Source organism: Rhizobium terricola, from assembly GCF_012927355.1.
Lineage (GTDB): Bacteria > Pseudomonadota > Alphaproteobacteria > Rhizobiales > Rhizobiaceae > Allorhizobium > Allorhizobium terricola.
This window is the reverse complement of the sequence record NZ_JABBGK010000003.1, coordinates 203,296-225,614: the sequence shown is the minus strand read 5'-3', so window position 1 is coordinate 225,614 and position 22,319 is coordinate 203,296. Positions and strand designations below refer to the sequence as shown.

Here is a 22,319-nt window from a genome sequence, read left to right as displayed (position 1 = left end):
AACGAAGGAAGCGGGAGTTGAGAGGGGTTCAAAACGGGGCTGGCCGCGCCGGATTGCGGCGAAGCCAGCCCCGGTCAGTCACGGCTTGAAGGCGCGCGGATCGGCCGGGTGCAGGAAGAAGTCGTCCAGATAGGACGGATCATAGCCCCAGCGTTTCGAACCGACCTTCAGCCATTCGGCGCTGTCGAGATTGCAATTCTCGTCCATCACCTTGGTCAGGTCTTCATGGGTGAGCTTCACCGGATCGACGAGGATCGACTGCACCTTCGGGCCCTGACCCTGCAGCGTGCGCATCATGATATGCCACATCAGCTCGATGTCGTCGGCCGGCGGCCACAGCTGGAAGGCGGCATTGATGTAGTTCGGGTTCTTGCGCCAGTGGCAGAGTGCACCGAGCTCGCCGCCGATCGCAACCGGTATCTCGCCGCGGCCAGCCTGCTGCACGGCACGCAGAACGCCCATTTCCGCAGCCGACTGAACGACAATGCCATCGAGCTTACCGGGGTTGGTGGCGAGCCATTTCTGCACTTCGCCCTGGGCAACCTGGTCCGTCCACATGCCGGCGACGGAACCGACGACCTTGATGTCGGGGGAAGATGCGAGGCCTGCAAGCACGCCGCGGTTCTGGCTGTCGGAACCGGACGTGCCCGGAATGCCCTCGACCACGAGAACATTGCCCTTGCCGCCGAGCTGATCGGCCATAGCCTTGCCGATCTCGTAGCCGCCGACCTGATAGTTGACCGACGAGTTGACGGCATATTCGGAGGTCAGGTAGCCGGTCATCGAAAAGACCGGAACGCCCTTGTCGGCTGCATACTTCACCGATGCGTTCAGCGCCGTCGGATTGGAGCAGCAGAGGATGATGGCGTCCGCACCCTGGTCGACCAGCTGGCGGATCTGCTGGATCTGCGTGGAGTCATTGAGGTTGGACTGCGTGACCACGACTTCTGACAGCAACCCGAGCTTCTGCCATTCGGGCACGATCACGTTCTGCAGCTCGTCCATGGCGGCAGCGCGCCAGGTATTGCCGGCGTAGGAGGAAGCATAGCCGATCTTCCACGGCGGCCCCTTCTTCGGCTTGAAATCGCGCCATTTGCTGGGGCCGACCGGCTGCATCGGGTCCAGCATGTCCTTGTTGTAAAGCCGCTTGGCGACGTCGGGGTTCAACTCGTCGACACCCTCGGCGAGCACACCGGTGGCGGAAACGGCGATGAGCGCCGCTGCGCACAGCAATTTGCGTAACATTCCAACTCTCCTCCTAGTTGTGGACGGATAATCCCGTCCCGCGATCAGTCGTAGAAATCCTGCGGGGACTTTCGGAACCCCGGCCAGGTGACAGGGTCATGGCCGGTCACGACCATGGCATTCGTGTCGTGGGCGATGCGCCGAAGCTTGGCGACCGAGTCCGCCGCCTGCATCGACGAGGTGACGAGTCCGGGCAGCGCCCGGTTTTCCCAGTGATCCACGGTATAGGCGGCATCGATCGTGAGCAGGATCGGCCCGCTTTCCGGCAGCGTGATCAGGAACGACTGGTGGCCCGGGGAGTGACCAGGCGTGAAGATCATCCGCACGGTGCCATCGCCGAACAGGTCGTAGTTGTCGGTGAACTCACCGCCGAGAAACTTCCAGTTGAGACCCGGGCGGTCGAAATCGGCCCGGATATAGGCGCCGGCCGAAAACCAGTGCGGCTTGAAGGCATATTCGTATTCGCTGCGCTGAACGATATGCTGGGCCTTCGGGAAGCGGCCGATCGCACCGGTGTGGTCGAGGTGCAGGTGCGACTGCACGACATAACGCACGTCCTGCGGGCTCACATCGACCATCTTCAGTTGGTCGACACAGTTGTCCGCGACGGACATCACCGGGTCATAGGCGTCCACCACGGCACCCCAGTGACCGCGCTTGTCGATCGCGGTCTCGACCGCATTGCCGCCATCGATGACAACGTTGCCCTGCGGATGCTTGATCAGGAACCACGGCACGGGGATCTCGAACTCATCCTCTCCCTGGTTCATCTTGATGTACTTGGTCTTGGTCTTCAGCGTTCCGGTTTGGAACATGTGCAATTCGATCCCCGAAGACTTGCGACGCGTGCGGGTCGCTTCCTTCGGGGCCGGGGAGAAACTGGGGCGCGGCGCCAGAGATGACGTCGTGGCGGAACGCGAGGGGGCGGATGCCTCGGTCTCGATGCGTTGCCCCTTGTCATCGAATTCAATGATCTTCATGGATGATTTCCCGCTTTCGGAATCGGTTTCAGGTGCGCGCTTCGACAAGTCGAAGCGCCTCTTTCAGATAGACGGCGAACAGCGGATAGTTCTCTGACATCGGAAAATGGCCGATGTCCTCCATTTCGATGTAGATGCCGCCGGGGATCTGGCGGGCGGTGTTTTCCGTCGCTTCGGGCGGCGTGAGATAGTCGTAGGTTCCGGTCATCATGATGACCGGGCAGCGCTTCGTATCGATGTTCCCGAGCTTGCCGCGCAGGTCGTGATCGATGGAATAGAAGAACAGGTCGCCCTTGAAGGCTTCGGAACCCTGTGTGTAGTAGTGCCAGGTCAGCCAGCGATCCATGTCCGGGCTCTGCGGCGCCATCAAGTCCCAGACGCCACTGGCGCAGACCTGTGCCGCGTTGGCATGGGGGTGACGCCACCAGTCGAGATAGAAGCCGGGCGCGTGTTCGGCCGCCTCGACGGGAATGACGGCACGGAATTTGTCCGGATGATGCAGGGCCAGCTGCAGAGCCACGTTGCCGCCGAAGCTCGATCCCATGAAGATCGGCCGGTCGAGTTCCAACGCATCGCAGAGCGCTATGATGAAGTTCATGTAGTGACGCGCGGTCAGTACGTATTCTTCCTTCCACCACTCCTTGTTGAGAGGCGGGTCGGACTTGCCGTGGCGTGCGAGGTCGTAGGCAATCACGTCGTAGCGACCGGTGATCGACTCGTCCTCGAGCAGGCCCCGCCACTGGTGATTGTGGCAGCCCGCAGTGTGCTGGCAAACCAGCGGAACGCCGCTGCCATTCCTGAGATAGAAGACCTTGTATTCGTAGCCGTCCACATCGATGGTGACGTAACGACCGATAACGGGGGAGTGCTTGGCCATTCCGGTTATTCCTGTAGGTAATGGGGACGTCGTCAGACCGGCACGCCGACCTTGCGGAGCAATTCGAACTGGACCGTGAAGTTGCGCAGGTTCTGCATCATCAGGAGGATGTTGCCCTCGATCTTCAGGTCGCGGCGGAAGCTGGCCGACCAGATGCCGTGATACATCGGCTCCGGTGTGGGCTTGGCGAACTCGCGCCAGGTTCCCGCGCTTGCCCGAAGCGCAAAGTCATAGGCGTCCAGCGGTTGGGGGTCGGTATTGATGCTGTGCACCTTGCCGTCCCGGACATCGACGATGACCTTTGCCGAGCCCATGTCCCAGAGGTAGCGGCAAGTGAAATACCGGGCCATGGCACCGATCGTCGGATCCCGGTCCGATGCCTCGCCGAAACGGACAGCCCAGTCTCGCACGCTCATGACCATGCCTGAAACCTCCAGCGCTTCACTTCACGCGATCCTCATAACCGGGACCGCATCCTGCATTTCGATAATCGTTCAATATACTGAACACTTTTCATTGGACTGGACGCTAGTCGGCGGGCTATACGAATGTCAAGAAGAAAAATGACGCCCTACCAAATCTGCGGATCGCTTCATGGCTTCAACGGACACCAAGGCACATCAGTCGCCCGCGCTCGAACGAGGCGCCCGTATTCTCGACGTCGTGGCGCGTTCGAAAACCTTTCTGAGCCTCTCCGATCTCTCCCGCGAACTGAAGATTGCGCGTTCCAGCGTTCATTCCCTTTGCCAGACACTCGTCAATCTCGAGCTCCTGATCCGACGCCCGGACCAGACCTTCCAGCTCGGACCACATCTGATGCGCTGGTCGAACGCCTTCACGCTGCAATCGGACGTGGCCACCGAGTTCGCCGCCGTTTGGGACCAGGAGACGGGGCTGCCTGGCGCCACGATCACGCTGACCGTGCAGGATGGTGCGGAAGTCGTCTACATTGCCGCCCGCAACAACGAGCGCGCGCACTCTTCCCTCGAATTCCGGGTTGGCATGCGCCTTCCCGCCGCCTTCACCGCGACGGGCAAGGCCTTTCTCAGCCACATGAGTGACTACGAGGTCCGTCGTCTCTATGCCCAGGGCCTTCCGGAGGCGCGGACGGGCCACAGCGTCCGCAGCGTGGACGAGCTCTTGACCGAACTGCGCGCCGTCAGACGTGACGGATACAGTTGCGACGAGGAGCAGATTGTCGAAGGCATGGTTTGTTTCGGCGCAACGGTGCTGGATTCGCGCAATCGACCGATCGCAGGCGTCGCCGTCAGCCTCTCGATGGATGCCGATGCCATGGCCGACCGTTCCTCGATCATCGACAACGTGCTGCAGATGGCCACCCGGCTCTCCCATCGCATGGGCGCGGATCTCTCTGTCGCCGGCGAGGTGGGGAGCCGCGGTCGGCCCCCGCGCGAACAAAAATGAGATTCTGGGGCAAGTTCCGGCAGGCCCCGGGGCTTATCGCCCTCGCCTGTTGATGCCATGATCCTGACGGGCCGGCGCTGATCTGCAAGAGCAGGGATGCCGGCGGCTCATCCTTGGGAGGGGATCAATGCTGTATTTCAGACAGGACAGAAGTGCGACTGCCGCACGCATGGCGAGATTGCCGGCTTGGAGGCGCCAGATTGTCGCGACGGATGCGGGCAGCATCGACGTCTTGGACATTGGGAAGGATGCGCCACGCGCTATCCTGCTCATCACGCACGGGCTGGGAAGCCTCGAATCCTTCCAGGAGATCGCCGAGGCGCTGGAGGCTCGCCATCCGGCTCGACGCATCATCGCCTACTCCCGCCCCGGCCGCGGATCGAGTCCTGCAAGCCCCGGGATCGAGGCGGACGACCATCTCACCCACGAGTCGCTGCGGGTGCTGCCTGCTATCCTGCGGGCACTCGGCATCACGTCGGCGGACATCGTAGCCCACAGCGACGGCGTGGCGGTGGCCATGCTGTTTGCATGCGCCCACCCCTCGATGGTCGAGCGGATCGTGGCACTCTCGCCGCAGGTTCACGCCGACCGGCAGTTCGTCGCCACGACCGGCGACCTTCTGGCGGATTCCCGTTTCAGCGATGACATCGCCCGCTTGGAGGCCGAGCATCTGGATCCCGACCTTGCGGTTCGTTGCTGGGCCGCCGCGCGCGAGGCGCTGGCTGCGCGCCCCGACCATGTGCTCGCTCGCCTCGCCACGCTCGGCGCCCCTCTGCTCCTGGTCCAGGGGCTGAACGATGAATACGGTGCCCATCAGCAGATGTCGGCACTGTCGGCACACGTTCGGGGACCGATGAAGTGGGTAATCCTGCGCAATGACGGCCATTTCCCGCAGCATGACAGCACGGAAGTGGTGCTCGACCTGATTTGCGGCCATCTGGAGGACATCGAATGGAAATCCGGGAGCGGCCGGATACGGACCCGTGCCGCCCGCTGATGCCGATGCGCGCGCAGCAACGCCCACGCGCGTACACGCCTGGCTCAGCCGGCCAGTTCCGCGCCCAGACGCTGCGAAAGGCGCGTCGCGAGCCCGCGTGCACTGGCGCTGAACTCCCTGATCGCATCCTCCGGAAGATCTTCCGAATTGACGCTGATCAGCACGGCGGCCACGGTTCGGTTCAACGAATTGAGAACCGCGGCAGCGAAATTGGTAACGCCACGCTGGCATTGCCCCACGTCGACTGCGACGCCATCGGCACGCACCGCCTTCACCTCTTCGAGAAATTCGCCGACGTCGGTGATCGATCGCTCCGTCAACCGCTCCGGAAAAGCCTTCAAAGCCCGATGAATGTCGTGATCGGGCCAGCGCGCGATCATCGCCTTGCCCGCCGCACAAAAGACTGCCGGAAGTCGCATGCCCGGTCGGACAGTGAAATGCTCGAGCGCGCTTCGCTGCCGCGCCGCGATGAACACCACGTCCGTCTCGTCCAGAATGCACAACGACACCACCGAATCCCTGAACTCGTCGGTCTGGTCCCAGAGAGCCGCGAACTCGGCAGCGATGTCCGTCTGCCGTTCAAAGGCGTTCGACCATTTCAGCAGATGCGGACCGAGCACGAAGGTCTGGTCCGGCCGCCGAATGAGAAGCCCGAGATGCAGGAGCGTGGTGCAGAGGCCGTGCACAGTGCTCTTCGGAAGGGACGTCTCGCGCGCGAGATCGGAAACAGTGAGGTAGCGCTTGGAGGCGGACACGATGTCAAGAATGATGGACGCGCGTTCCACGGCAGGAACCAGCCTCAGTCGCGTGGACTCGTCTTCGTCCAACTGCCGTCTCCCACCTCTCGTGCCCTGGCGAATATCGTATCGCTTCACGCCTTTGCTAAGTCAATTCACGACTTGAATGACTGCGGCAGTTCTGTTCTCTTTCAAACTGGAAACTTGGTAATCGAGCGATCATGACGTCAGCCGTACGTGTCATGTTGGGGAGTTTTGGTCGGGTTGCGCTTGTCGAGCTCGAGCACTGCCTCGTGCGCCATGCTCATCCCCACTGCCACATGCTGTTCAAGGTCGGCGGAGCGGATTCGAGCTTCATCGTCGATGATGTCGCGGCGCCGCTGACGGAAGATTCGGTGGTGCTGGTCGATGCCTGGCGGCCCCACGAGTTCGTCTACCGACCCGGCCAGCCGCCCACGCAGATCATCGCACTCTATATTGATTCCGACTGGCTCGCAGCATTGAGCGCAGATCTCGGCGATTTCAACCCGATGGACTTCTTCAAGTCGAATTCGGGACATGTCTCGCGTGACGCCTATCGCATCCTGATGGCGGTCGTCGATTGCCTGAGTGGCGTATCTCCGTCACGGATGGATGTGGAGTTCCTGCTCAGCCAGTTGGTCTTGACCACAATCTCGCGAGCCGGCGCCGCGGGCCATGCCGGCGCCAGATGCGGTCGGCCGCATCTCTTCGACTGGCGTATCCGCAAGGCAGTCAAGTTCTTCCAGCAGAACAACGCCGATTTCGATACCATCGACCAGGTCGTGGCAGAGATCGGCATGAGCCGGGCAAATTTCTTCCGCCAGTTCAAGGCATGCACGGGCATGTCGCCGGGCCTGTTCCAGAATGTGGTGCGGCTCGAACAGGCGATCCGCCTCACGGTGGTCTCTCAGGAGACGCTCAGCGCGGCGGCAAGCAGCCTCGGCTTCTCCGACCCGGCCCATTTCAGCCGCTTCTTTCGTAATCACACCGCCGTCTCGCCCCGCCTCTACCGCCAGGGCGCTTCCGACTGGCTTTCCCGCTGACGTCTCCAACCAGCCGTTGTCGCAGGCTGGCGAGGACTTCAGAAGGGACGGGTTGACCGCGACAGTGGTGACCGTTGCAGTCAATACACCACTCGAGACCCTGCTGATGATTTTCGGCGCGACCATTGATATGCGATTTCAGGCGGCACCGTTTCACGTCTGAGCTGCCCCCATTTCGACCGGACAGTCGGCACAAGCAGAGAGGTTCAAGCACAGGCTTGAGGACGGGCGTATGTCCAACGCGTATCGGCACGTTGAACTGCTGACGGGTGATGTTCGCCGCAGGCCGTGGACAACCGAGTAGCAGCTAACGATCATTGAGCAGCGCCCCGAACCAGGCGAGACAGTGTCTTCCACTGCTCGCCGCGATGGCGTTGCGCCCAATCTGCGTTGCCGGTGGCACAGGCTTCTCCGGCTCAGACGGGCGCGACATGATGCCGGAGGCGTTCGAGAAAGGGTTCGGCGCCACCCGAGCCCCACATGCTATCGAGCATCTCTCGGACAATGGTTCGGCCTACACAGCGCGGGAGACCAAGCTGTTTGCCCAGGCGCTCAACCTGACGCCCTGCTTCACGCCGGTGGCCAGTCCGCAGTCGAACGGCAGGTCCGAGGCATTCGTCAAAACCCTGAAGCGAGACTATATCCGCATCTCGACCCTACCGGACGCTGAAACGGCGCCCCGGCTCATCGACGGATGGATCGAGGACTACAAAGAAACCCATCCCCATTCCGCGCTCAAGATGGCATCCCCACGGCAGTTCATCGGGGCTAAATCAAACTAGCCAACCTCTCCGGTGAAACGGGGCGCACTCCAAATATAGAAGTAAGCCAGCTAGTCTCGGGGAAACCTTAAGGCCGAAGATCTGACATGGCGGAGAGGGTGGGACCGCCCGCCAAACGTCGCGTAACCCATTGATTCATGCATCGCCAAAATGCGGTTTGGGTACATTCGTGGGTACGGCGCTGAAATAGAGAAATGGAGTGCCTTTGTCTAGGGGAGTTCGCACGCATACGAGGCCCCGTTTCAGGGCTCAGTTCGATACTGTTTCAGCGCTTCTAGGGTTTCGAATGCAGCGCGTGTCAGGCTTTTCGTCCGCTCAGGATCGAACTGACGAAGGATGCCGTAGACGCCGCGAACACGACCTAACTCTTCAGCGCTCTTATCGGGGTTCAGCCGGACGCGGTGAAGGTAGCCCCTCGCCCAGTTTCGCCATTCTCTCGGGGCATTGAGGCCGCTGTTAACAACTACTCCGGTGACATCCTGTCGGTCACCGGGTCCCATGAATTTGGTCTTCTTTATGTTTAGTTCGAAGCCGGCAGCATTAACGATCTCCGCGATCTTTGCGACCGCCTCATCTGGTATTCTGTGTTGGCCGGAGAAAGTAAGATCGTCTGCATATCTTGAGTAGATTAAACCGTTAGCTTCCGCGAATTCGGCCAATGCGAGGTCGGCATCACGGAATATAAGGTTTGCAATCATGGGACTGGTAGGAGCCCCAGTCGGTGCCACCCCGTCCTTCGTGGTTAAGGCCGTCAAAGTAAGGCTTCCAGCTTCCGAGTATCCCAACGACAAAAAAACGTTGGCGACTTGGGACATCTTGATGCTGTCAAAGAAGCTTTTGATGTCAACGTTCAATATATGCCGGGAGTTTTGGTGGACGCGAGCGTTAGTCACATAACTGCGCCCGCTCCGGAAACCGTGGACGCACTCATCGAGCGCCTGTCGCGCGAGGATGTTATCTAAGACCCACCATTGCACCACCTTGAGATAGGTCTTTGGCGTCGAAATTTTCCGCTCGCTCCCATCCGCCTTGTGAAGAGGGAACTCTCGGTAATGGTATGAGGGCTTGTGCATGATTTGGCGGAGAAGGGATGGCGACACCCCCACATAGGCCGCTAGGTGCTTGGAGCTTTCGACGTACGGTAACCGCGTCCGTTCCGCGAATTCGGCGGCCAGATTCCTTTCCTCAGGAAAATATGCATCCGCGAATGCGATGTAGTCCGAGACGCGCGGTTCTTTGTAGTAGGAGCGAGGCGGCATGGGAAAAACCAATCTCCAAGAAGATTGCTTTGAATGCGTGAGAAGTAAGGATCGGTCAGTGGTTGGGTGAAGGCTCAGCCAATCGCTGACCGATCCTTACTTCTCACGCGATCCTTATACTATTTGACCTGAATGGCAGGAAGGCTGGTGCAGCCCCCTATCCGATACCGCCTCGCGACTCATTGATACAACCTGCGTTGGCGTTTCATCAAGAACAATCGTCGATTATCTATTTCGCGCTCCTTTATGAAACGGGCGGCGATCTCCATTCCTTTGGCGGTAAGCAGATATGTGCCCTTACGGACATCGACTAGAAGCCCGTCCTCTCTCATCTTCTCGTGTAAGCTGTAGATCACGTCCTTCAATCGATCGTCTTCTTTTACGTCCCACATTTCAGCATATGCCCGCAGAACATCTTGAACGCGGGCAGGCTGAATAATCCTCATGGTAAGAATGTATCTATCGGCAATCGAAAATCTATCTTCCATAGAGTTGGTCCACTCTGGCCCGAGTCGCTAAGCGATCGATAAATCTGTCACATTCAACTAGGACGGCAGCCTGGTCCGAGTATTTCTCGTAGACTATGGTTGCGCCATTATATGCCGCAGCTTTCGCGGTCCCGTCGTTGATGTAGCTCGGCTGACCTTCGTATTCCTTATCAATTACCACCAACATCTTTCGACAAAAATGTTGTGAAGTCGCCCAGTCTCCAAACTCGCAGAAGACTCCAGGTCCCGCAGGAAAAACAATTAGGGCATCAATGTTGTCAGCAATGTAGTGTCTTTCGTAGAAGGTCGCATTGGCAGCCGCGCCATAATGCTTTTCCCCGATCGTCCGCAGCTCAACGTCCTCTCCGAGGTACAAATTATGTCCCGCGGCTCGGTAGTACTGATGAACGTGGAAGCGAAGCCGCTTCGCGTCTGTCGATGCGTTTACAGGATCGTCCTTGTCTAGATTTATATCGATGAAGGGACCGGCAACAAATATCTCGTAACGTTCGGCGGCGCGTCTGATTTCGTCAGCCCGCGCCACCATTGCCAGTTTCTTGATCCGGTCAAATTGCATTTTTGAAAGACGATCGAACGGTTGTGATTGGCTATCTTCTACTACCGATTTTTTTACGCATGCAATACTGCGCATCCATAAACTGCCTCTCCGGAAAGGCCTAGTTGACCATCACCATATCGCCGATCTCGAACGGCCCGGCCGGGAAGATGCGATTGTGGGACTGGTTCCATACGGCCTTCAGGAAGACGCTATCGACGTCCTGATACGTCCAAAAAACCTTCTTATACTCCGAATGTTCAGACCGGATTTTAATCGTGTTGCTGTCCGATTGCAGACGACCGGTCTCGCCATCGTCTTTGATTTCGACCAATGCGACGCTGTGCCTAGTCTTACGTCCAGCAATGCCGACCGCGAAGTCTGGGAAAAATCGCCTACCCGTCGGCAGAATTAGCCGGGTCGCCCACGTCTGGCTCTCAGGATTTCGAATCCACCATTTAACGAGACCCGTATCGTCGTTGTCGAGCATCTGGGCGAAAGCAAGTTCAGGTCTGTTAAAGTTACCGATAAACGCGCCGTAAGCTCCCTTTTTCGAGGCAGCGGCATCTTTTGCACCATACTGGAATTCAGGAATCGGTTCGTTGTCTTCGAGCCGGATATGAAGACCCTGTGCCACGCGGACGGCTTCCCTTAGGGCATGAGGATGCCGCAAGATTGCCAGATTAATTGTGCGTCGGATGTCACGCAGTGTGACGTCGAACCCCTCTTTCTGACAAATACGCTGAAGTTCACTTTCGATGGCCTCCCTGATCCGGCGCGGGTCTATGCCGTCATTGAAGGAGAGCTGCATCTGCGCTTGCTCGGCTATGCGGGCCGCGGACATACGGACATTTAGATGCCGAGTGTCAATCAGCCCCTCGTTGAAGAGGTCGCGCATCGACAGTTCCGCATTACTGTTGACCGCTAAAATGAGCGACGTCATCGGTATATGTTTGCAGAACTCCCGTGCGATCTGCGGGCAGAGATCGGCCTCGATGTCGTATAAGCTCGGAAGCTCCTCCCGGATGAGTGAGTTCGGGATTCCCAGTTCCCGACGGAGTGGATACTTGATCAGATGATCGGCACTAGGGCCGGTTGCGGCTGGTCTTGAATTTGCGGAACTTACTTCAGGTAAGTCGGGAAACAACGGCGGAGCGTCGGACTCGGTAAAAATCCCCATCACCGCCACCGCGCTTTCCAACTGTGCCGGTGAAGCAGTGACATACCCCGGAATCAGAAGCCCCAGCGCAGCTTGTCTTTCTGCGCGTTCAGTTACAGGATCGACTGGGGACGCCTCGTGAAAAGGCACGCGCGCGATCGTCGTGCCGAAGACCTCGGATGCGCGATCATCATTCCCCAGGATTGTGACCTCCAGGCGATCAGTCAGGACCTCAATGCCCTCCCTGACGGCCTTTAAGTCGGCGGCGGCTTCATCCAGTCCGACTTGAAGTTCAGGGTCTGACAGAAACACATAGCCACGATCAAGTAATGGCTCTGTGCCATGAAGAGGGCGCACCAGAGGATGAACGCGCATGATTCGACCAACTATCTGAAGGCCGAAGTCACGGCCGCGGCTTGGGCGAACGGAAACAAGCGTCCAGGCGCGCGGGGCATCGAAGCCGGTGGCGACGGCCACTTTGAAAATCAGGACTTCGATTTGGGGATCGTATGCCAGTGTGTGGAAGGCGGGGTCTGGTTCGCCCGAGGTATGAACAGCGATTGCCTTCTCAGGCACACCGACTTCTAGCAGCCGCTCGCGGACGCGAGCCACGGGGTCATCCTTTCCTTCTGCTTGGTCTTCCACCTGCACTAACATCAAGGGCGTCACATGGATGCCCTTCTCGGCAAGCCTGCTTTTGATAAAGCTGTGTTGCGACCATCCGGCGGTGAGCGTCGCCATCTCGACGTCTATGAGGGCGCGGTCTTCTTCCTTGAAGCGCAGGACGCCGACCATCAGGCCGACTTTGTTCAAACCTGCCTTCACGACTTCGTCACGACCAACGACGACGCGGCTTTCCACCTTCAGGCCGACGTCTTTCTCGAACTTCTCGAGTTTGGCGTCGCTGGGGGTCGCAGTTGCGAGTATCGTATAATCCGGAGACAGGACGTTGAGATAGAAATCGGCCGTGGCCGCCGCGCCGGACCCGAAGTTCAGATGCGCCTCGTCAATAACGACGCCGATACGGAAGCCGCGTTCACGGAGTTCCTCAATCATGCTGTCGATGGAAAGCGCCGCCTCTTTGTCGGTTCTTACCTTGCGGCTCTCCTTTTTCACCACGGCGACAGACGCCCATGTCTGTACGAAGACGTCTCCATCGCGCGCGCCGATCGCCTCGCGATCGACGTAGACATCGCGTAGGCGAAGGGACCCGCATTGTGCGGCAAGTGCCGATTTAGTCTGAGCCACCAAGCCTGAATAGGGAGCGAACCAGAACCAGATTGTCTTGGCATCCAGCTTTCCGCGGACTGCCTCGAGGGTACGACCGAGCATCAGGGTTTTTCCGGACCCAGTCGGAGCTTGCAGGAGTATGACGCCTAATTCCCTGGCGATCCTCGCCCGGTGGTTTGGCTCTCGCGTATGAAGCTCCGCGACATAATCCAGTGTCTCTCCGATAGCGTCCACCGCCTTCTGTTGATAGGCGGCAAGGGAGAGACGGAAATCAGCCGGCGCGTTCATTGGCGGAACCTTCCGATAAGTTCTTCGCGCACGGACCTCACATCAAGAGCTTGGCCGATCTGCTGAGTGATCTGGCCGGGTGCCCAGGCATATACGAAAGCGTTTACGCGCTCCCGTGCGATCTCTTTCAGGTGCTCGATCAGGTCGGAGTTCACCCGGTCTGCAAAAATAAGCGTCAGCTCATCGGTCGTGTGCTCCTGCCATGGGCCGGCGCAATAATGTGTCAACGGAAGATCATGTAACACCTCCAAAGCCGTCCATACCTGCGCCGGCCGAAGATCGTGATCAAGGTCTTCGAATTCGATACCCTCGCAGCGGAGATACGCGAACTCGGCGGCAAGCTCGGCGAACTTGGGGTCCTCAGATTTGTTCAGGCGGCGAATACGCTCGGCGGTAATATCTTGGCAAAGGTTTTTATCAGGTTCGTCACTGGTAGCTTCTGTAGAGGACACCAATATGAAGCGTCGCGTCCCCCCATCTTCTGCGTTCAATTCCATTACGGCATGTGCAGTAGTGCCTGAACCAGCGAAGAAATCTAGAATTAAGCCATCGTTTGGCACTGATGCGGAGATTAAAGACTTCAGGAGCGAAACCGGCTTGGGATTTTGAAAGACCCTCTTTCCAAAGAGTTCAGTGACAATACCTGTCGCTTTGCCTTGCTTTTCCGAAACTAGCTCGTGAAAATTCTCAACCTTTGCCTCCTTCGTACCCAGCACGAAGCTGCTCACCGGCTTTATTGTAGCCCCCTTCTCGTTCCAATAGGCTTTCTTCGACGGACGCCCGAGACCAATTTTCTTACCAACCCAAAACTCAAGATCGGGAAGGCCACGGCGTAAAAGCTGACGGCCGTTGCCGTCAACCGGGCCTACACGGTTATCGATGGCGCTAAGCAGATCATCGATGGTGTCGTAAATAACGTAGTCGGAAGCGGAGAAATGAATTCTCCTATCGCTGATGAGGTCTTCAATCGTCTGACTGCGAAGCTTCTGACCCTCCTTAACTTTTTCCTTTGTAGCAAAACGCCACACGCTATCCGGATTACATGGGTACCACCACCCAGATTGTGGGTCGAGAATCGGATAATAAGTGTTCTCGCGTTCGGTGTAGTCATGGGCTTTGGTTATCGGATCGAGGCTATACTTGCCGCGTCCATCCCCATCGTCATGTCGGTATTTTGCGTCATCAAGTTCGAAGCCCAAGAAACTAAAATCTGAATTTCCGTACGCCAAAACATGCTCATGAACGGACGACAGGTTACGATCAGCGTCGTTGGAAGAATCCTTCGTTCTCCAGACGAATGTTCCGATGCGCATGCCCGGGAACACCTCGTCCATCAACATTTCCAACTTTGCCCGCTGTTCGTCACTGATCGACACTAGGATCAGCCCATCTGAAGAAAGCAAATCCCGCGCTATGCGAAGCCGCTGATACAGGAAATCCAGCCACATCGAGTGGCGATATCGGTCTTCTTTCTCTACATAGTGGTCGTTGTAGACCCAGTCCTTGTTTCCCGTATTGTATGGAGGGTCGATGTAGATGCACTTTACCTTGCCTGCCAGCGTCATCCTTAACCAACGTAGCGCGTCGAAGTTGTCACCTTCGATAACCATGTTACGCCAAGGTGCAGGTCTATCCGACAGTTCGGGAATTATGGTTGCGGCAACGAAGTTCGCATCAATAGCGTTGTCGGCCTCGATCTCGTCCCGCTCCCACACAAGCCCAAGCTTCTTTGTACGATCGCGCTTCTTCAACAGCTGGATTAGTTGTTCACGGGAAAGGTCTTCGTAACTGCTCATGCGATTTCCGTTTCAGACGACAATATTCCCGCGCCAAAGCTCGTCGGGACCCAGAATCCTAAACGCCGTGGCCGTTGTTCTACGGATATACGAGCGGGACCCGGCTCTCAACGATCCCTGCGCGATAATCGAGAGTTGTACCGGCCTTAATCGGAAAGGACCGGGGCCTCAAGCCTCGTCATTTCCCAAATTTGCGCGTACGATTTCAAGTCTTGGGTTTCTGAGGATCGGTATCGCCGCCGGCAGTTTCGAGCGTTGTACCGGGCTGAAAGGGCACGTTGTCCTTCAGATGTTCAAGCCAGCGCACCGTCGACTTCAAGACCCTGACATCTGTTAGGTCTTCCTGCTCCTTGGCGACATGGCAGCGGAGGAGTTCAGACCATCGATCCCATTTTTCAACGTAATCAAGCCAATCAAGCGCCGCCTCGGGTATCCGCTTCCGTAATTCGATCATCGCATCACGGCGCAAAACGCCGCCTTGGCGGATGTGATTGAACAATACAGCATAGGGTACCTGGCCCTGTGAGAGGACCAAATCGAGATATCTGACAGGCACCCCCATCCGCCGCGCCATCGCCGTACGGTGTGCCGCCGCTGGCGATAGTTGCGGCGGACTGTAGCGAGGACAGACGGGCGCTGCGGGGAGCAAGGGCGCACGTCCGATTACCACCGCGAAGATGGCGAACAACTGCGTTGCGGCAGACGCGGCAGGATTGCCGCGACGAGCTCGCTGGGCCTCGATGTAACGTGCCCGAAGCCTATGATAGCAGTTTCGCCGTTTGCGCTTATTCCTCATGTCTTTCATGGTGTCCTCCTCCTCTGGAATGTGAAAGTCGACGGCGAAGGCGTGGAAATCTCCGCCGGCACGATCCTGTTCTGCTCTTGCTTGAGTTCTTGAATTCGTCGGGTCAGCCGCTGCGCCGGTGGTTCGAAGATCGCTTGAATCCACAAGGCCATTTCGCGAGCGCGCCGCAGGAGATCATCAAGGTCCACATTTCCGATTCTGTGCAGGAAGAGCTGTTCTCGCCGAAGACGTCGGGTCAGCGGCGAGATAGACGATCGAGCCGGTCGCCCACGATCCTCAAAGCCTCTACCTGCTGATTCTGCGCGTCGAGAATGTGCGTCAGTAGATCGAGGAGCTGGGCGATGCGATCCGGGCCGTCCTGCGTGTCCAGCAGAGATAGAAGGGGCAACAGCATCTCGGTGTTTCGCTCGACCGACGTCAGCGTCCGCATCGACGCGGAAATGATTTCTGTCATAAGTGAGGGTCTCCATAAATTTCGAGAATTCGCCGCGGCGGACACCAACAGCGCGGTTTGCGGCGGCGACGAACGTCCCTGCTATGTTAACCAGGATCGGCCCCTTGTAGCCGATTGTGATCCGCAGTCCCTGTCGGGCAAGCTCATGAGCGAAGGCCTGTCCGCCGACGCCGAACGCCAGTTTCAGTTTCGTTCGGTCGAACTTGGGGCTAACTCGCTCGGCACGTTTGCGGGCGACATCTGAGCACCCTTGTACCTTGCGCTGGCGACGTTCGGTTCGCGTCGGTTGCACGGTCTCGTCGTGGCGCTGTTCGTAGCGACGAGCGAGCTCTTCGAGACGCGCGTAGTCGTTACGGCAATCCAAGACGCGAAGCGTTACAGGATCGACTTCGGCAATCGCGATGTGAAAATGCGATCGACCTTTCTTGATATGACGGACTACAAGCCGCGGCCGGTCCGGCCCAATGCGAAACTCGACATCAACGGATTTCAAGAATTCACCTAGCTGCGCGGGCGTCATCTCGCGTTCCGGTGATACTGAGAGATGCCGAATGCTGTATCGACAGCCTTTTAGGGCGGCGAGCGACTGGGCGTCGTCAAGAACATGTCGATCACCAGCAAGGACTTCTATTCTCTCGTTCTCGTGAACCTTGCCGAGTAGATGATGAGAGAGATAGCGGACGCCGCCTTTTCGGGAGATGCGTGAGGTTTGGAGGATCATGATATGATGCTCCGGAGATGATGCCGCAGGGTGTCGATGCCCGAAAGAGTTTGGGCTAGATCGGCGTCGTGCCCGGTGAGCTTTCCCGAATTCGCGCGTCTGACAAGCTGGTTCAAATTTCCCCCGATCCTACCGGCTTCGCCCAAGGCACGGGTCAGCAGTACGACCTGGGTTGCGTCGAACGTTCGGACGGGCATTCGCACACCGAGCGCAGCGCGCCGCATCATTTCGGAAATCGAAAGACCTCGACCTTTCGCGAGTGCTTCGATTTTCGACATTTCTTCCGTGCTCGCACGGATGCGGATGATGCGATCGCGCATGCGTCTTCCTCCATTCTGCCCCGACGTCGGGGATGAGGGGTTCACGGGGAGTATCTCCCCTGACCAGCGCCGAGTGCCTGTGGGCACGAGGCATTGCTGGCTATCCCCTTCTGCTTCTCAGAATGGTGTGCCCGTAAGTTCACCGGCGCAAATGGTGTCCTTCGAAGTTCGAAGCATTCAAATGTTTCTTAAACCGCCATCGCTTGCGAAGGCTCGGGACAAGGATGAGCATATCGGAGAAGTCAGCATAGCGCCGTCGAGGACGGGACTTCGGGAATTCGCGCGTGAAGAAATCGGAGAAAAGGCTGCCGCAGGAGGTCGCCATAGCGATCCGGGATCGACCGCCGCCGATTTCGATCTCCATCTAAAAAGCTCGAAACTCGAAATGAACCTTTCGAAACTCGAACGGACAGATATTTCGAGGCTCGAACCATCAAGCAGGGGATTTGAAAAGCCGGTGCCAATGTCATCATCATGAACTATTACATGATGCCTCCGCTCCCGAAACGGCTATAGTTCGATTGTCGAACTGTCCGGTATTTCGAGTTTCGAAGCATACCGTTCGAACTTTGAAACAGTCGATTGGACAGAGAAGAGCTGTCCAGTTTCGTCAAGCGGGCGGTGCGGGCGCAGGCAAAGCCGAGCCTCGGTCGCGAAGACGACAACTTGACGGATCGTAGTCCACCATCATTCCGCACCCGGACATGAAACCATGGCCGGGACTAGGCCAGCGCCAATGAGCGCTTCTCATTTGCATGGCCGAATTTGCGGTTTCTAGGCCCGACAGATGGGGTCCAGCGCCGAAAGCGATGTCGGACCCAATTGAAACGTTTGTGCGGTGCTGACGGGCCGCAATCTTCCATTGAGCAACTTTCTGAACGTGGAAGTCCGACAGTTTAATCTCTGTCGGACGGTAGGGCGTGTAAACTCCAGAGCGTTCCAGTCTTTGGATCGCGGATATATCCTGATCGAATAGCTTCGGATTGCGCGTCCAGTTTCCCTCTTTGCCACGCGGCGTCTTTCAATAGGACCATCGAGCCGAAAGTCTGCAGAAACGCGGCATCATCATAGTCACCCGAGTTGCCGACCATGTACCGCAAGACGTACCGGTTGTTTTCACGGATTGCCGGATCATCCATCCTTGCGATAGCGTCCAGCCGCGCGAGTTTCCACGCGCCATCCGCTTCCTCCAAGTCGGTCGAGAGTTCCGCGGCACACGTCCTGAGCGTTTGGCCTGACGTCTTCATAAACTTCCCTCCTGGCATAGGCGGCGTCAAATGATCGCGCCTTTATCAAAGGGTCTGGTCGGCAATAGCCTGGGTCAAGTTCATTCTCACTATGCGTTTGTTCCAGTGAGCGCGTCAGTAGGGGACATCAATTGATGCCCTTCACCATCGCAGGCCTGTTCGCTCATCTGGCGGGACGCACTCCAACGTTTTACATCCCATCGGAATCTAGCGGATTCGACGCAACACTTTGGCATATTCAATGACCCGGATGCGCTTACTGGAGATATCGTTGACCGTTTACATCCTGACAGAGAAGGAAGCCTCCAAGGGCAGCGGCCCCTTACGGGGCCGCTTGTAGTCTATGACGGTTCTATCCACGTGTTTTAGAATAGTTTTTTGGCCGTTTTCGCGACCGCGTCGAACGTCGTCTGCATAACCTGCGAGAGTGTGTCCTCGTGCTCCTCGGCGACGACGAAGGAGTCATGCACAGGAAGCGCGACGATGCCTTTACGATACATCTCTACGAGAACCTGCCGACAGATTTCGGAATCGATATTCTGGAGCGTCATGCCGATGCCGCTGTGGAAGTAGGATTTGATATCCGGGTGCCGCATCGTGATATCGAGCATCAGCCATTCTGCGGTGTCACGATCAGTGCCTAGATTTTTGGCGATTGCGCCGCGGGCTTCCTTGAAGTCTTGAGTGTTCAAGAGGGTATTGAACGCTTTTTTGACGACACCGCGATCCCACCCGGGAATAGTGTACGCATCTCCCTCCAAGTGCCGCCCGGCGATGCCATAGAGCAGGCGGGGATGGATTTGCTGGTAGTCCAGTTCGATAGTGCGGTGGCCGTCGATAGTGAGGTGCTGCCGGTGCGTCTTCCGACACGATTGCCACCACCCACCATAAAACCGGCCCCCGCGATCCCATCCGCCTTTATAGACCCGGTACAGGGATGTCATTCCCGGGAACACCGAATAGCCGTCGAGGCGGATCGCATTGGCGTCCCGAACGGCGGCGGGAACATCGAGATCGATAGCGGCTTCTGCTAGGCTGCGGTTGATCTTCGCTAGCATGGCGCGATCGCGCCGCGTCTTGTCATTGTCACGGTAGTCGATCAAGCGCCCCTCGGCGTCTCTCAATCGGATGACCTCGCCGACCTCGTAGCGCAGCTCCGGCAATATGATCTCCGCAAGCCATGGGGCGGGCCGGTAGCTCGACTGGACGCCAGTGGATCGGCCTGCGGGCTGAAGGTCGTAGTCGACTAGAATTCCGGCTTCCAGCAGGGCATCGATCGCCGGCACGACATTATAGTAGGTGAAATCAGGATCGCGATACCGCCGTGTCTCTTGCCACCAGCCATTACGGCGGGAACAAGAGACGCGAAGCTCGGGGAAATGAAGCGCCGTGTGAACTGCATCGACGGCGACGGAGATCATCGCCCGCACATTCTTCGCCGACCCCGCAAGGGGAAGGTCCAGGCATTTAGCAAACTCATACTCGTTACAACGCCATGACAGACGAAGGGCGCGATCGCGATCCCGCCCTTGCCATACTTCGTCGCCGATGGCGCGGGGCTTCCAAAATTGTTGACGTCGTTGGGCGAGGTCGTGCTTGGACTTGGCTGGGGTATCTACCAGCCAGCGGGTCACCGGCTAAAGTGACGGGGCTTTACTGCAGTCTCGCTGTAGATCAACATGAACTCGCATCCCAAAAAAACCGCCTGAGGGTTCCAGCCCGTCGACGGCGGTTTTTTCATGCTCCCGGCCTTTTGCGCACGGGTCAAGCGCCGATCAACTTACCGACTTGCAAGGTAAGGCGAGAGATCAAGGCCATGCGGAAGTGACAAAGCCACCAACACCTCGAGCTGGTCAGCTTTGAGTGTCTTGGCTCCGTAGCTGTCGGAAACCGTCTTCTGCGCATGCCCGGTCTGCATATCATGCGTTCGTTGGTCAATCTTTGCGACGCGCATGATGTCTTTCGCGGTATGACGCGTACTATGAAATGTCTGCTCTATCTCTTTGTGAATTCCCAGTTTCTTCAGCTGAGCGTTAAGCCGTTTCGACGCCGCATCTGCAGGGCGCTTGACCTCGTTTTTCCCATGGTGAAATGCCCACGGGAATATCCATCCGTCTTTCGGAAAGGACTGAACGTACTCAATGAACCCCGCATCGACGATCGCTTGGTGGATGGCAATAATCCGCCGGCTAGAATTGTTCTTGATCCGACGAGCGACTGGAATGCCTTGGGCGTCTATCAAGTCGGTCGTAAGGTCCATGACCCAAATGCCGCCCTCGACCTGGTAGATATCCTTCTTCTGAAGCCAGATGAGTTCGCCAATACGAGCTCCCGTTACGGTTCCCAGAAGCGGTAGCCATTTGTTGTCCCCGCGGGTTTCCTTTGCCGCATGTTCGAACCACTTATTGAGCTCCGGTACTTCAATCGGCAGACGCTCTGTCGACGCGCGCGCCTCTTGAGAAATTCGAATGCTGACGTTGGCCAGCGGCGATGGAAAACCGTGATGGGCGCACATGTCGTGAAAAATCATGTTCAATGGCGAGAGGTAATTTGACTCGATGGTTTTGCCCGTCAGGGTTTTCTCGCGCTTCCTTGGGTCTAGGCTACGGTTATGTGCTGCCGCCTCGAATTGCGTCATGCCCTTGAATTCAGGTTTCATGCTGAATTTTGCGGGAACGTGCGCCAGCAGGTTCGCAAACTCCTGAAACTCGAGATAGCGATATCTGTTAATTGGTTTGTCACCAGCAAAGGAAATGAAATCCTTTACCCGGTTGTAGTCGGTATCGACTTTCTTCTGGTCGAGACCGAGTCCGGACCGCACCTTGAACCAATGCTCAAGTGCTTCTGACAGCAGCGGACCTGGATGGCCGCCATCAAGCATGATTTCGACAGACTGGTTGAGGCTTGCCATTTTTCTGGCAAGCGCCTCCAACTGATTTTGCACATTTTCCGGAGTCGTCGTGGTGGTCGTCCTCCCGCGCTGGAGCGTTTGGAGGATTGAGGTTTGCGTATCAATGAATGACGAGTAGACGGCGTTAACCTCGCGCTTGAAGGTAATCTCGCGCTCATGTGATTCCGCTCGTAGTCTGAGACCCTGATTTTCGAGTTCGATTGCATGAAGGCGGTCTTGCTCTTCCATGACCTGATCGGTGACGTCAGCCACCTCTTTCATCGTCCTCATGAGATAATCCACCTCGGCCTGCAGTTCGGCGATGATGATGTCTCTCGGGTCTTGTTTTTGGGCCATCGTTTTTCCCTCTGTTCTGAGGGTATGAGCAAATAGCCGGTCAAGGCGGGCGGCTAAGAGCCGGCAGATTGTCGCAGCCTGTCGATTAGACACCCTGCCGAGATTTAGACGGATTGGAGACCTACCAAGGATAGGTACGAGATCATGCGGGATTCGGCGTTGAAATCTGAAGCCGTTGCCGTGACGTGTATGATACATGGAAAGCCCGGGTACATGGATGGGTACGGACCCAAACCGGGACTTTTGAAAACCGCATGAAATCAATGGCGCGAATTTTGGCGGAGAGGGTGGGATTCGAACCCACGATACGGTTGCCCGTATGCCGCATTTCGAGTGCGGTGCTTTCGACCACTCAGCCACCTCTCCGGGTCATCCTTGGTCGGCGCGTTTGAAGCGCGGGGGTTACATAGCGAGAGATTCTGAGGCTTGCAAGCGCGAATATCGCGCCAGACCAAGCTTTTATCTTGACAGTTTTTTGGGCCTCACGTATGCGAGCCCGTGAATTAGACATGGGCTTACTGTGTCCTGATTTCTCCGCGGCTCGCGGAGCTTCGCCGGCAGGCAAGCGATTTCCCTGGATTTCGCCGTCTGCCAATACCCGACTGACAAGAAGACGGCCGCCTGGTTGCCAGGCAGAGCCGG

Annotated in this window: 20 protein-coding genes, 1 tRNA gene and 2 pseudogenes; 5 read left to right on the top strand and 18 right to left on the bottom strand. The window is 57.5% G+C overall.

What is annotated here, in order from left to right:
* Positions 1 to 78 precede the first annotated feature (78 nt).
* The 4 genes from HHL25_RS16130 to HHL25_RS16115 form a co-directional block, all read right to left on the bottom strand.
* Positions 79 to 1,245, bottom strand: coding sequence for an ABC transporter substrate-binding protein (locus HHL25_RS16130; RefSeq protein ID WP_169593439.1), 1,167 nt, complete (start codon positions 1,243 to 1,245; stop codon positions 79 to 81).
* A 44-nt stretch (positions 1,246 to 1,289) separates the two neighbouring features.
* The gene (gene attM / locus HHL25_RS16125; protein WP_169594022.1) at positions 1,290 to 2,060 is read right to left on the bottom strand and encodes an AttM family quorum-quenching N-acyl homoserine lactonase; all 771 of its coding nucleotides are present in this window, start codon (positions 2,058 to 2,060) and stop codon (positions 1,290 to 1,292) included.
* 193 nt (positions 2,061 to 2,253) lie between these two features.
* On the bottom strand, positions 2,254 to 3,102 hold the full coding sequence (locus tag HHL25_RS16120) for an alpha/beta fold hydrolase (RefSeq protein WP_169593437.1): 849 nt from the start codon (positions 3,100 to 3,102) through the stop codon (positions 2,254 to 2,256).
* Between the two features lie 32 nt (positions 3,103 to 3,134).
* Positions 3,135 to 3,524 (bottom strand): hypothetical protein, encoded by a 390-nt coding sequence (locus HHL25_RS16115; protein WP_169593435.1) that lies wholly within the window; start codon positions 3,522 to 3,524, stop codon positions 3,135 to 3,137.
* Positions 3,525 to 3,696: 172 nt separating this feature from the next.
* Between HHL25_RS16115 and HHL25_RS16110 the strand changes: the two genes are divergently transcribed.
* Both HHL25_RS16110 and HHL25_RS16105 read left to right on the top strand, forming a co-directional pair.
* On the top strand, positions 3,697 to 4,527 hold the full coding sequence (locus tag HHL25_RS16110; RefSeq protein WP_169593434.1) for an IclR family transcriptional regulator: 831 nt from the start codon (positions 3,697 to 3,699) through the stop codon (positions 4,525 to 4,527).
* A 127-nt stretch (positions 4,528 to 4,654) separates the two neighbouring features.
* The gene (locus tag HHL25_RS16105; protein WP_169593432.1) at positions 4,655 to 5,524 is read left to right on the top strand and encodes an alpha/beta fold hydrolase; all 870 of its coding nucleotides are present in this window, start codon (positions 4,655 to 4,657) and stop codon (positions 5,522 to 5,524) included.
* A 44-nt stretch (positions 5,525 to 5,568) separates the two neighbouring features.
* On the opposite strand, the gene HHL25_RS16100 is transcribed toward HHL25_RS16105, so the two are convergent.
* Positions 5,569 to 6,351 (bottom strand): IclR family transcriptional regulator, encoded by a 783-nt coding sequence (locus tag HHL25_RS16100; RefSeq protein WP_169593429.1) that lies wholly within the window; start codon positions 6,349 to 6,351, stop codon positions 5,569 to 5,571.
* A 131-nt stretch (positions 6,352 to 6,482) separates the two neighbouring features.
* Here HHL25_RS16100 and HHL25_RS16095 point away from each other — a divergent pair, with 131 nt between their 5' ends.
* Together HHL25_RS16095 and HHL25_RS16090 are read left to right on the top strand one after the other, a co-directional pair.
* On the top strand, positions 6,483 to 7,325 hold the full coding sequence (locus tag HHL25_RS16095) for a helix-turn-helix transcriptional regulator (protein WP_169593427.1): 843 nt from the start codon (positions 6,483 to 6,485) through the stop codon (positions 7,323 to 7,325).
* A gap of 404 nt (positions 7,326 to 7,729) precedes the next feature.
* Positions 7,730 to 8,107, top strand: a pseudogene (locus HHL25_RS16090) (integrase core domain-containing protein); the annotation flags it as partial.
* 242 nt (positions 8,108 to 8,349) lie between these two features.
* On the opposite strand, the gene HHL25_RS16085 reads toward HHL25_RS16090, so the two are convergent.
* The 8 genes from HHL25_RS16085 to HHL25_RS16050 form a co-directional block, all read right to left on the bottom strand.
* Positions 8,350 to 9,366, bottom strand: a complete 1,017-nt coding sequence (locus tag HHL25_RS16085; RefSeq protein WP_169593425.1) for a reverse transcriptase domain-containing protein — start codon at positions 9,364 to 9,366, stop codon at positions 8,350 to 8,352.
* Positions 9,367 to 9,545: 179 nt separating this feature from the next.
* The gene (locus HHL25_RS16080) at positions 9,546 to 9,854 is read right to left on the bottom strand and encodes a hypothetical protein (RefSeq protein WP_169593423.1); all 309 of its coding nucleotides are present in this window, start codon (positions 9,852 to 9,854) and stop codon (positions 9,546 to 9,548) included.
* Positions 9,844 to 10,506 (bottom strand): hypothetical protein, encoded by a 663-nt coding sequence (locus HHL25_RS16075; protein ID WP_169593420.1) that lies wholly within the window; start codon positions 10,504 to 10,506, stop codon positions 9,844 to 9,846. The genes HHL25_RS16080 and HHL25_RS16075 overlap by 11 nt, the downstream gene beginning before the upstream one ends.
* A gap of 25 nt (positions 10,507 to 10,531) precedes the next feature.
* Positions 10,532 to 13,087 carry a DEAD/DEAH box helicase gene (locus HHL25_RS16070; RefSeq protein WP_169593418.1) on the bottom strand — a complete coding sequence of 852 codons (2,556 nt, stop codon included), beginning with the start codon at positions 13,085 to 13,087 and terminating at the stop codon, positions 10,532 to 10,534.
* Positions 13,084 to 14,883 carry a site-specific DNA-methyltransferase gene (locus tag HHL25_RS16065; protein ID WP_169593415.1) on the bottom strand — a complete coding sequence of 600 codons (1,800 nt, stop codon included), beginning with the start codon at positions 14,881 to 14,883 and terminating at the stop codon, positions 13,084 to 13,086. Before HHL25_RS16065 ends, HHL25_RS16070 begins: the two co-directional genes overlap by 4 nt.
* A 205-nt stretch (positions 14,884 to 15,088) precedes the next feature.
* Positions 15,089 to 15,688 carry a hypothetical protein gene (locus tag HHL25_RS16060; RefSeq protein WP_169593413.1) on the bottom strand — a complete coding sequence of 200 codons (600 nt, stop codon included), beginning with the start codon at positions 15,686 to 15,688 and terminating at the stop codon, positions 15,089 to 15,091.
* Positions 15,685 to 16,863, bottom strand: coding sequence for a relaxase/mobilization nuclease domain-containing protein (locus HHL25_RS16055; protein ID WP_169593410.1), 1,179 nt, complete (start codon positions 16,861 to 16,863; stop codon positions 15,685 to 15,687). The genes HHL25_RS16060 and HHL25_RS16055 overlap by 4 nt, the downstream gene beginning before the upstream one ends.
* On the bottom strand, positions 16,860 to 17,183 hold the full coding sequence (locus HHL25_RS16050) for a plasmid mobilization protein (RefSeq protein WP_169593408.1): 324 nt from the start codon (positions 17,181 to 17,183) through the stop codon (positions 16,860 to 16,862). Before HHL25_RS16050 ends, HHL25_RS16055 begins: the two co-directional genes overlap by 4 nt.
* A gap of 181 nt (positions 17,184 to 17,364) precedes the next feature.
* Between HHL25_RS16050 and HHL25_RS16045 the strand changes: the two genes are divergently transcribed.
* Positions 17,365 to 17,661, top strand: a complete 297-nt coding sequence (locus HHL25_RS16045; RefSeq protein ID WP_169593406.1) for a hypothetical protein — start codon at positions 17,365 to 17,367, stop codon at positions 17,659 to 17,661.
* Between the two features lie 418 nt (positions 17,662 to 18,079).
* Here the strand turns inward: HHL25_RS16045 and HHL25_RS16040 are convergent, their stop codons facing one another.
* From HHL25_RS16040 to HHL25_RS16025, 5 genes and pseudogenes are all read right to left on the bottom strand, one after another.
* Positions 18,080 to 18,430 carry a hypothetical protein gene (locus tag HHL25_RS16040; RefSeq protein WP_169593404.1) on the bottom strand — a complete coding sequence of 117 codons (351 nt, stop codon included), beginning with the start codon at positions 18,428 to 18,430 and terminating at the stop codon, positions 18,080 to 18,082.
* 365 nt (positions 18,431 to 18,795) lie between these two features.
* Entirely contained in the window at positions 18,796 to 20,064 is a 1,269-nt protein-coding gene (locus HHL25_RS16035; protein WP_169593402.1) for a hypothetical protein, read from the bottom strand.
* A 146-nt stretch (positions 20,065 to 20,210) separates the two neighbouring features.
* Complete coding sequence (locus HHL25_RS16030; protein ID WP_169593400.1) at positions 20,211 to 21,677, bottom strand: site-specific integrase; 1,467 nt, start codon at positions 21,675 to 21,677, stop codon at positions 20,211 to 20,213.
* Between the two features lie 36 nt (positions 21,678 to 21,713).
* A pseudogene (locus tag HHL25_RS23770) lies at positions 21,714 to 21,875 on the bottom strand (DUF6538 domain-containing protein); the annotation flags it as partial.
* Between the two features lie 78 nt (positions 21,876 to 21,953).
* Positions 21,954 to 22,043: transfer RNA gene (locus HHL25_RS16025), tRNA-Ser, on the bottom strand.
* Positions 22,044 to 22,319: the final 276 nt, after the last annotated feature.

Coding starts and splice junctions, on each gene's coding strand:
- HHL25_RS16110 (WP_169593434.1), top strand. CDS start 3,697: ATGGCTTCAACGGACACCAAGGCACATCAGTCGCCCGCGCTCGAACGA.
- attM (WP_169594022.1), bottom strand. CDS start 2,060: ATGTTCCAAACCGGAACGCTGAAGACCAAGACCAAGTACATCAAGATG.
- HHL25_RS16080 (WP_169593423.1), bottom strand. CDS start 9,854: ATGGAAGATAGATTTTCGATTGCCGATAGATACATTCTTACCATGAGG.
- HHL25_RS16070 (WP_169593418.1), bottom strand. CDS start 13,087: ATGAACGCGCCGGCTGATTTCCGTCTCTCCCTTGCCGCCTATCAACAG.
- HHL25_RS16095 (WP_169593427.1), top strand. CDS start 6,483: ATGACGTCAGCCGTACGTGTCATGTTGGGGAGTTTTGGTCGGGTTGCG.
- HHL25_RS16120 (WP_169593437.1), bottom strand. CDS start 3,102: ATGGCCAAGCACTCCCCCGTTATCGGTCGTTACGTCACCATCGATGTG.
- HHL25_RS16075 (WP_169593420.1), bottom strand. CDS start 10,506: ATGCGCAGTATTGCATGCGTAAAAAAATCGGTAGTAGAAGATAGCCAA.
- HHL25_RS16105 (WP_169593432.1), top strand. CDS start 4,655: ATGCTGTATTTCAGACAGGACAGAAGTGCGACTGCCGCACGCATGGCG.
- HHL25_RS16030 (WP_169593400.1), bottom strand. CDS start 21,677: ATGGCCCAAAAACAAGACCCGAGAGACATCATCATCGCCGAACTGCAG.
- HHL25_RS16115 (WP_169593435.1), bottom strand. CDS start 3,524: ATGGTCATGAGCGTGCGAGACTGGGCTGTCCGTTTCGGCGAGGCATCG.
- HHL25_RS16050 (WP_169593408.1), bottom strand. CDS start 17,183: ATGCGCGATCGCATCATCCGCATCCGTGCGAGCACGGAAGAAATGTCG.
- HHL25_RS16060 (WP_169593413.1), bottom strand. CDS start 15,688: ATGAAAGACATGAGGAATAAGCGCAAACGGCGAAACTGCTATCATAGG.
- HHL25_RS16055 (WP_169593410.1), bottom strand. CDS start 16,863: ATGATCCTCCAAACCTCACGCATCTCCCGAAAAGGCGGCGTCCGCTAT.
- HHL25_RS16045 (WP_169593406.1), top strand. CDS start 17,365: ATGTTTCTTAAACCGCCATCGCTTGCGAAGGCTCGGGACAAGGATGAG.
- HHL25_RS16065 (WP_169593415.1), bottom strand. CDS start 14,883: ATGAGCAGTTACGAAGACCTTTCCCGTGAACAACTAATCCAGCTGTTG.
- HHL25_RS16040 (WP_169593404.1), bottom strand. CDS start 18,430: ATGAAGACGTCAGGCCAAACGCTCAGGACGTGTGCCGCGGAACTCTCG.
- HHL25_RS16130 (WP_169593439.1), bottom strand. CDS start 1,245: ATGTTACGCAAATTGCTGTGCGCAGCGGCGCTCATCGCCGTTTCCGCC.
- HHL25_RS16085 (WP_169593425.1), bottom strand. CDS start 9,366: ATGCCGCCTCGCTCCTACTACAAAGAACCGCGCGTCTCGGACTACATC.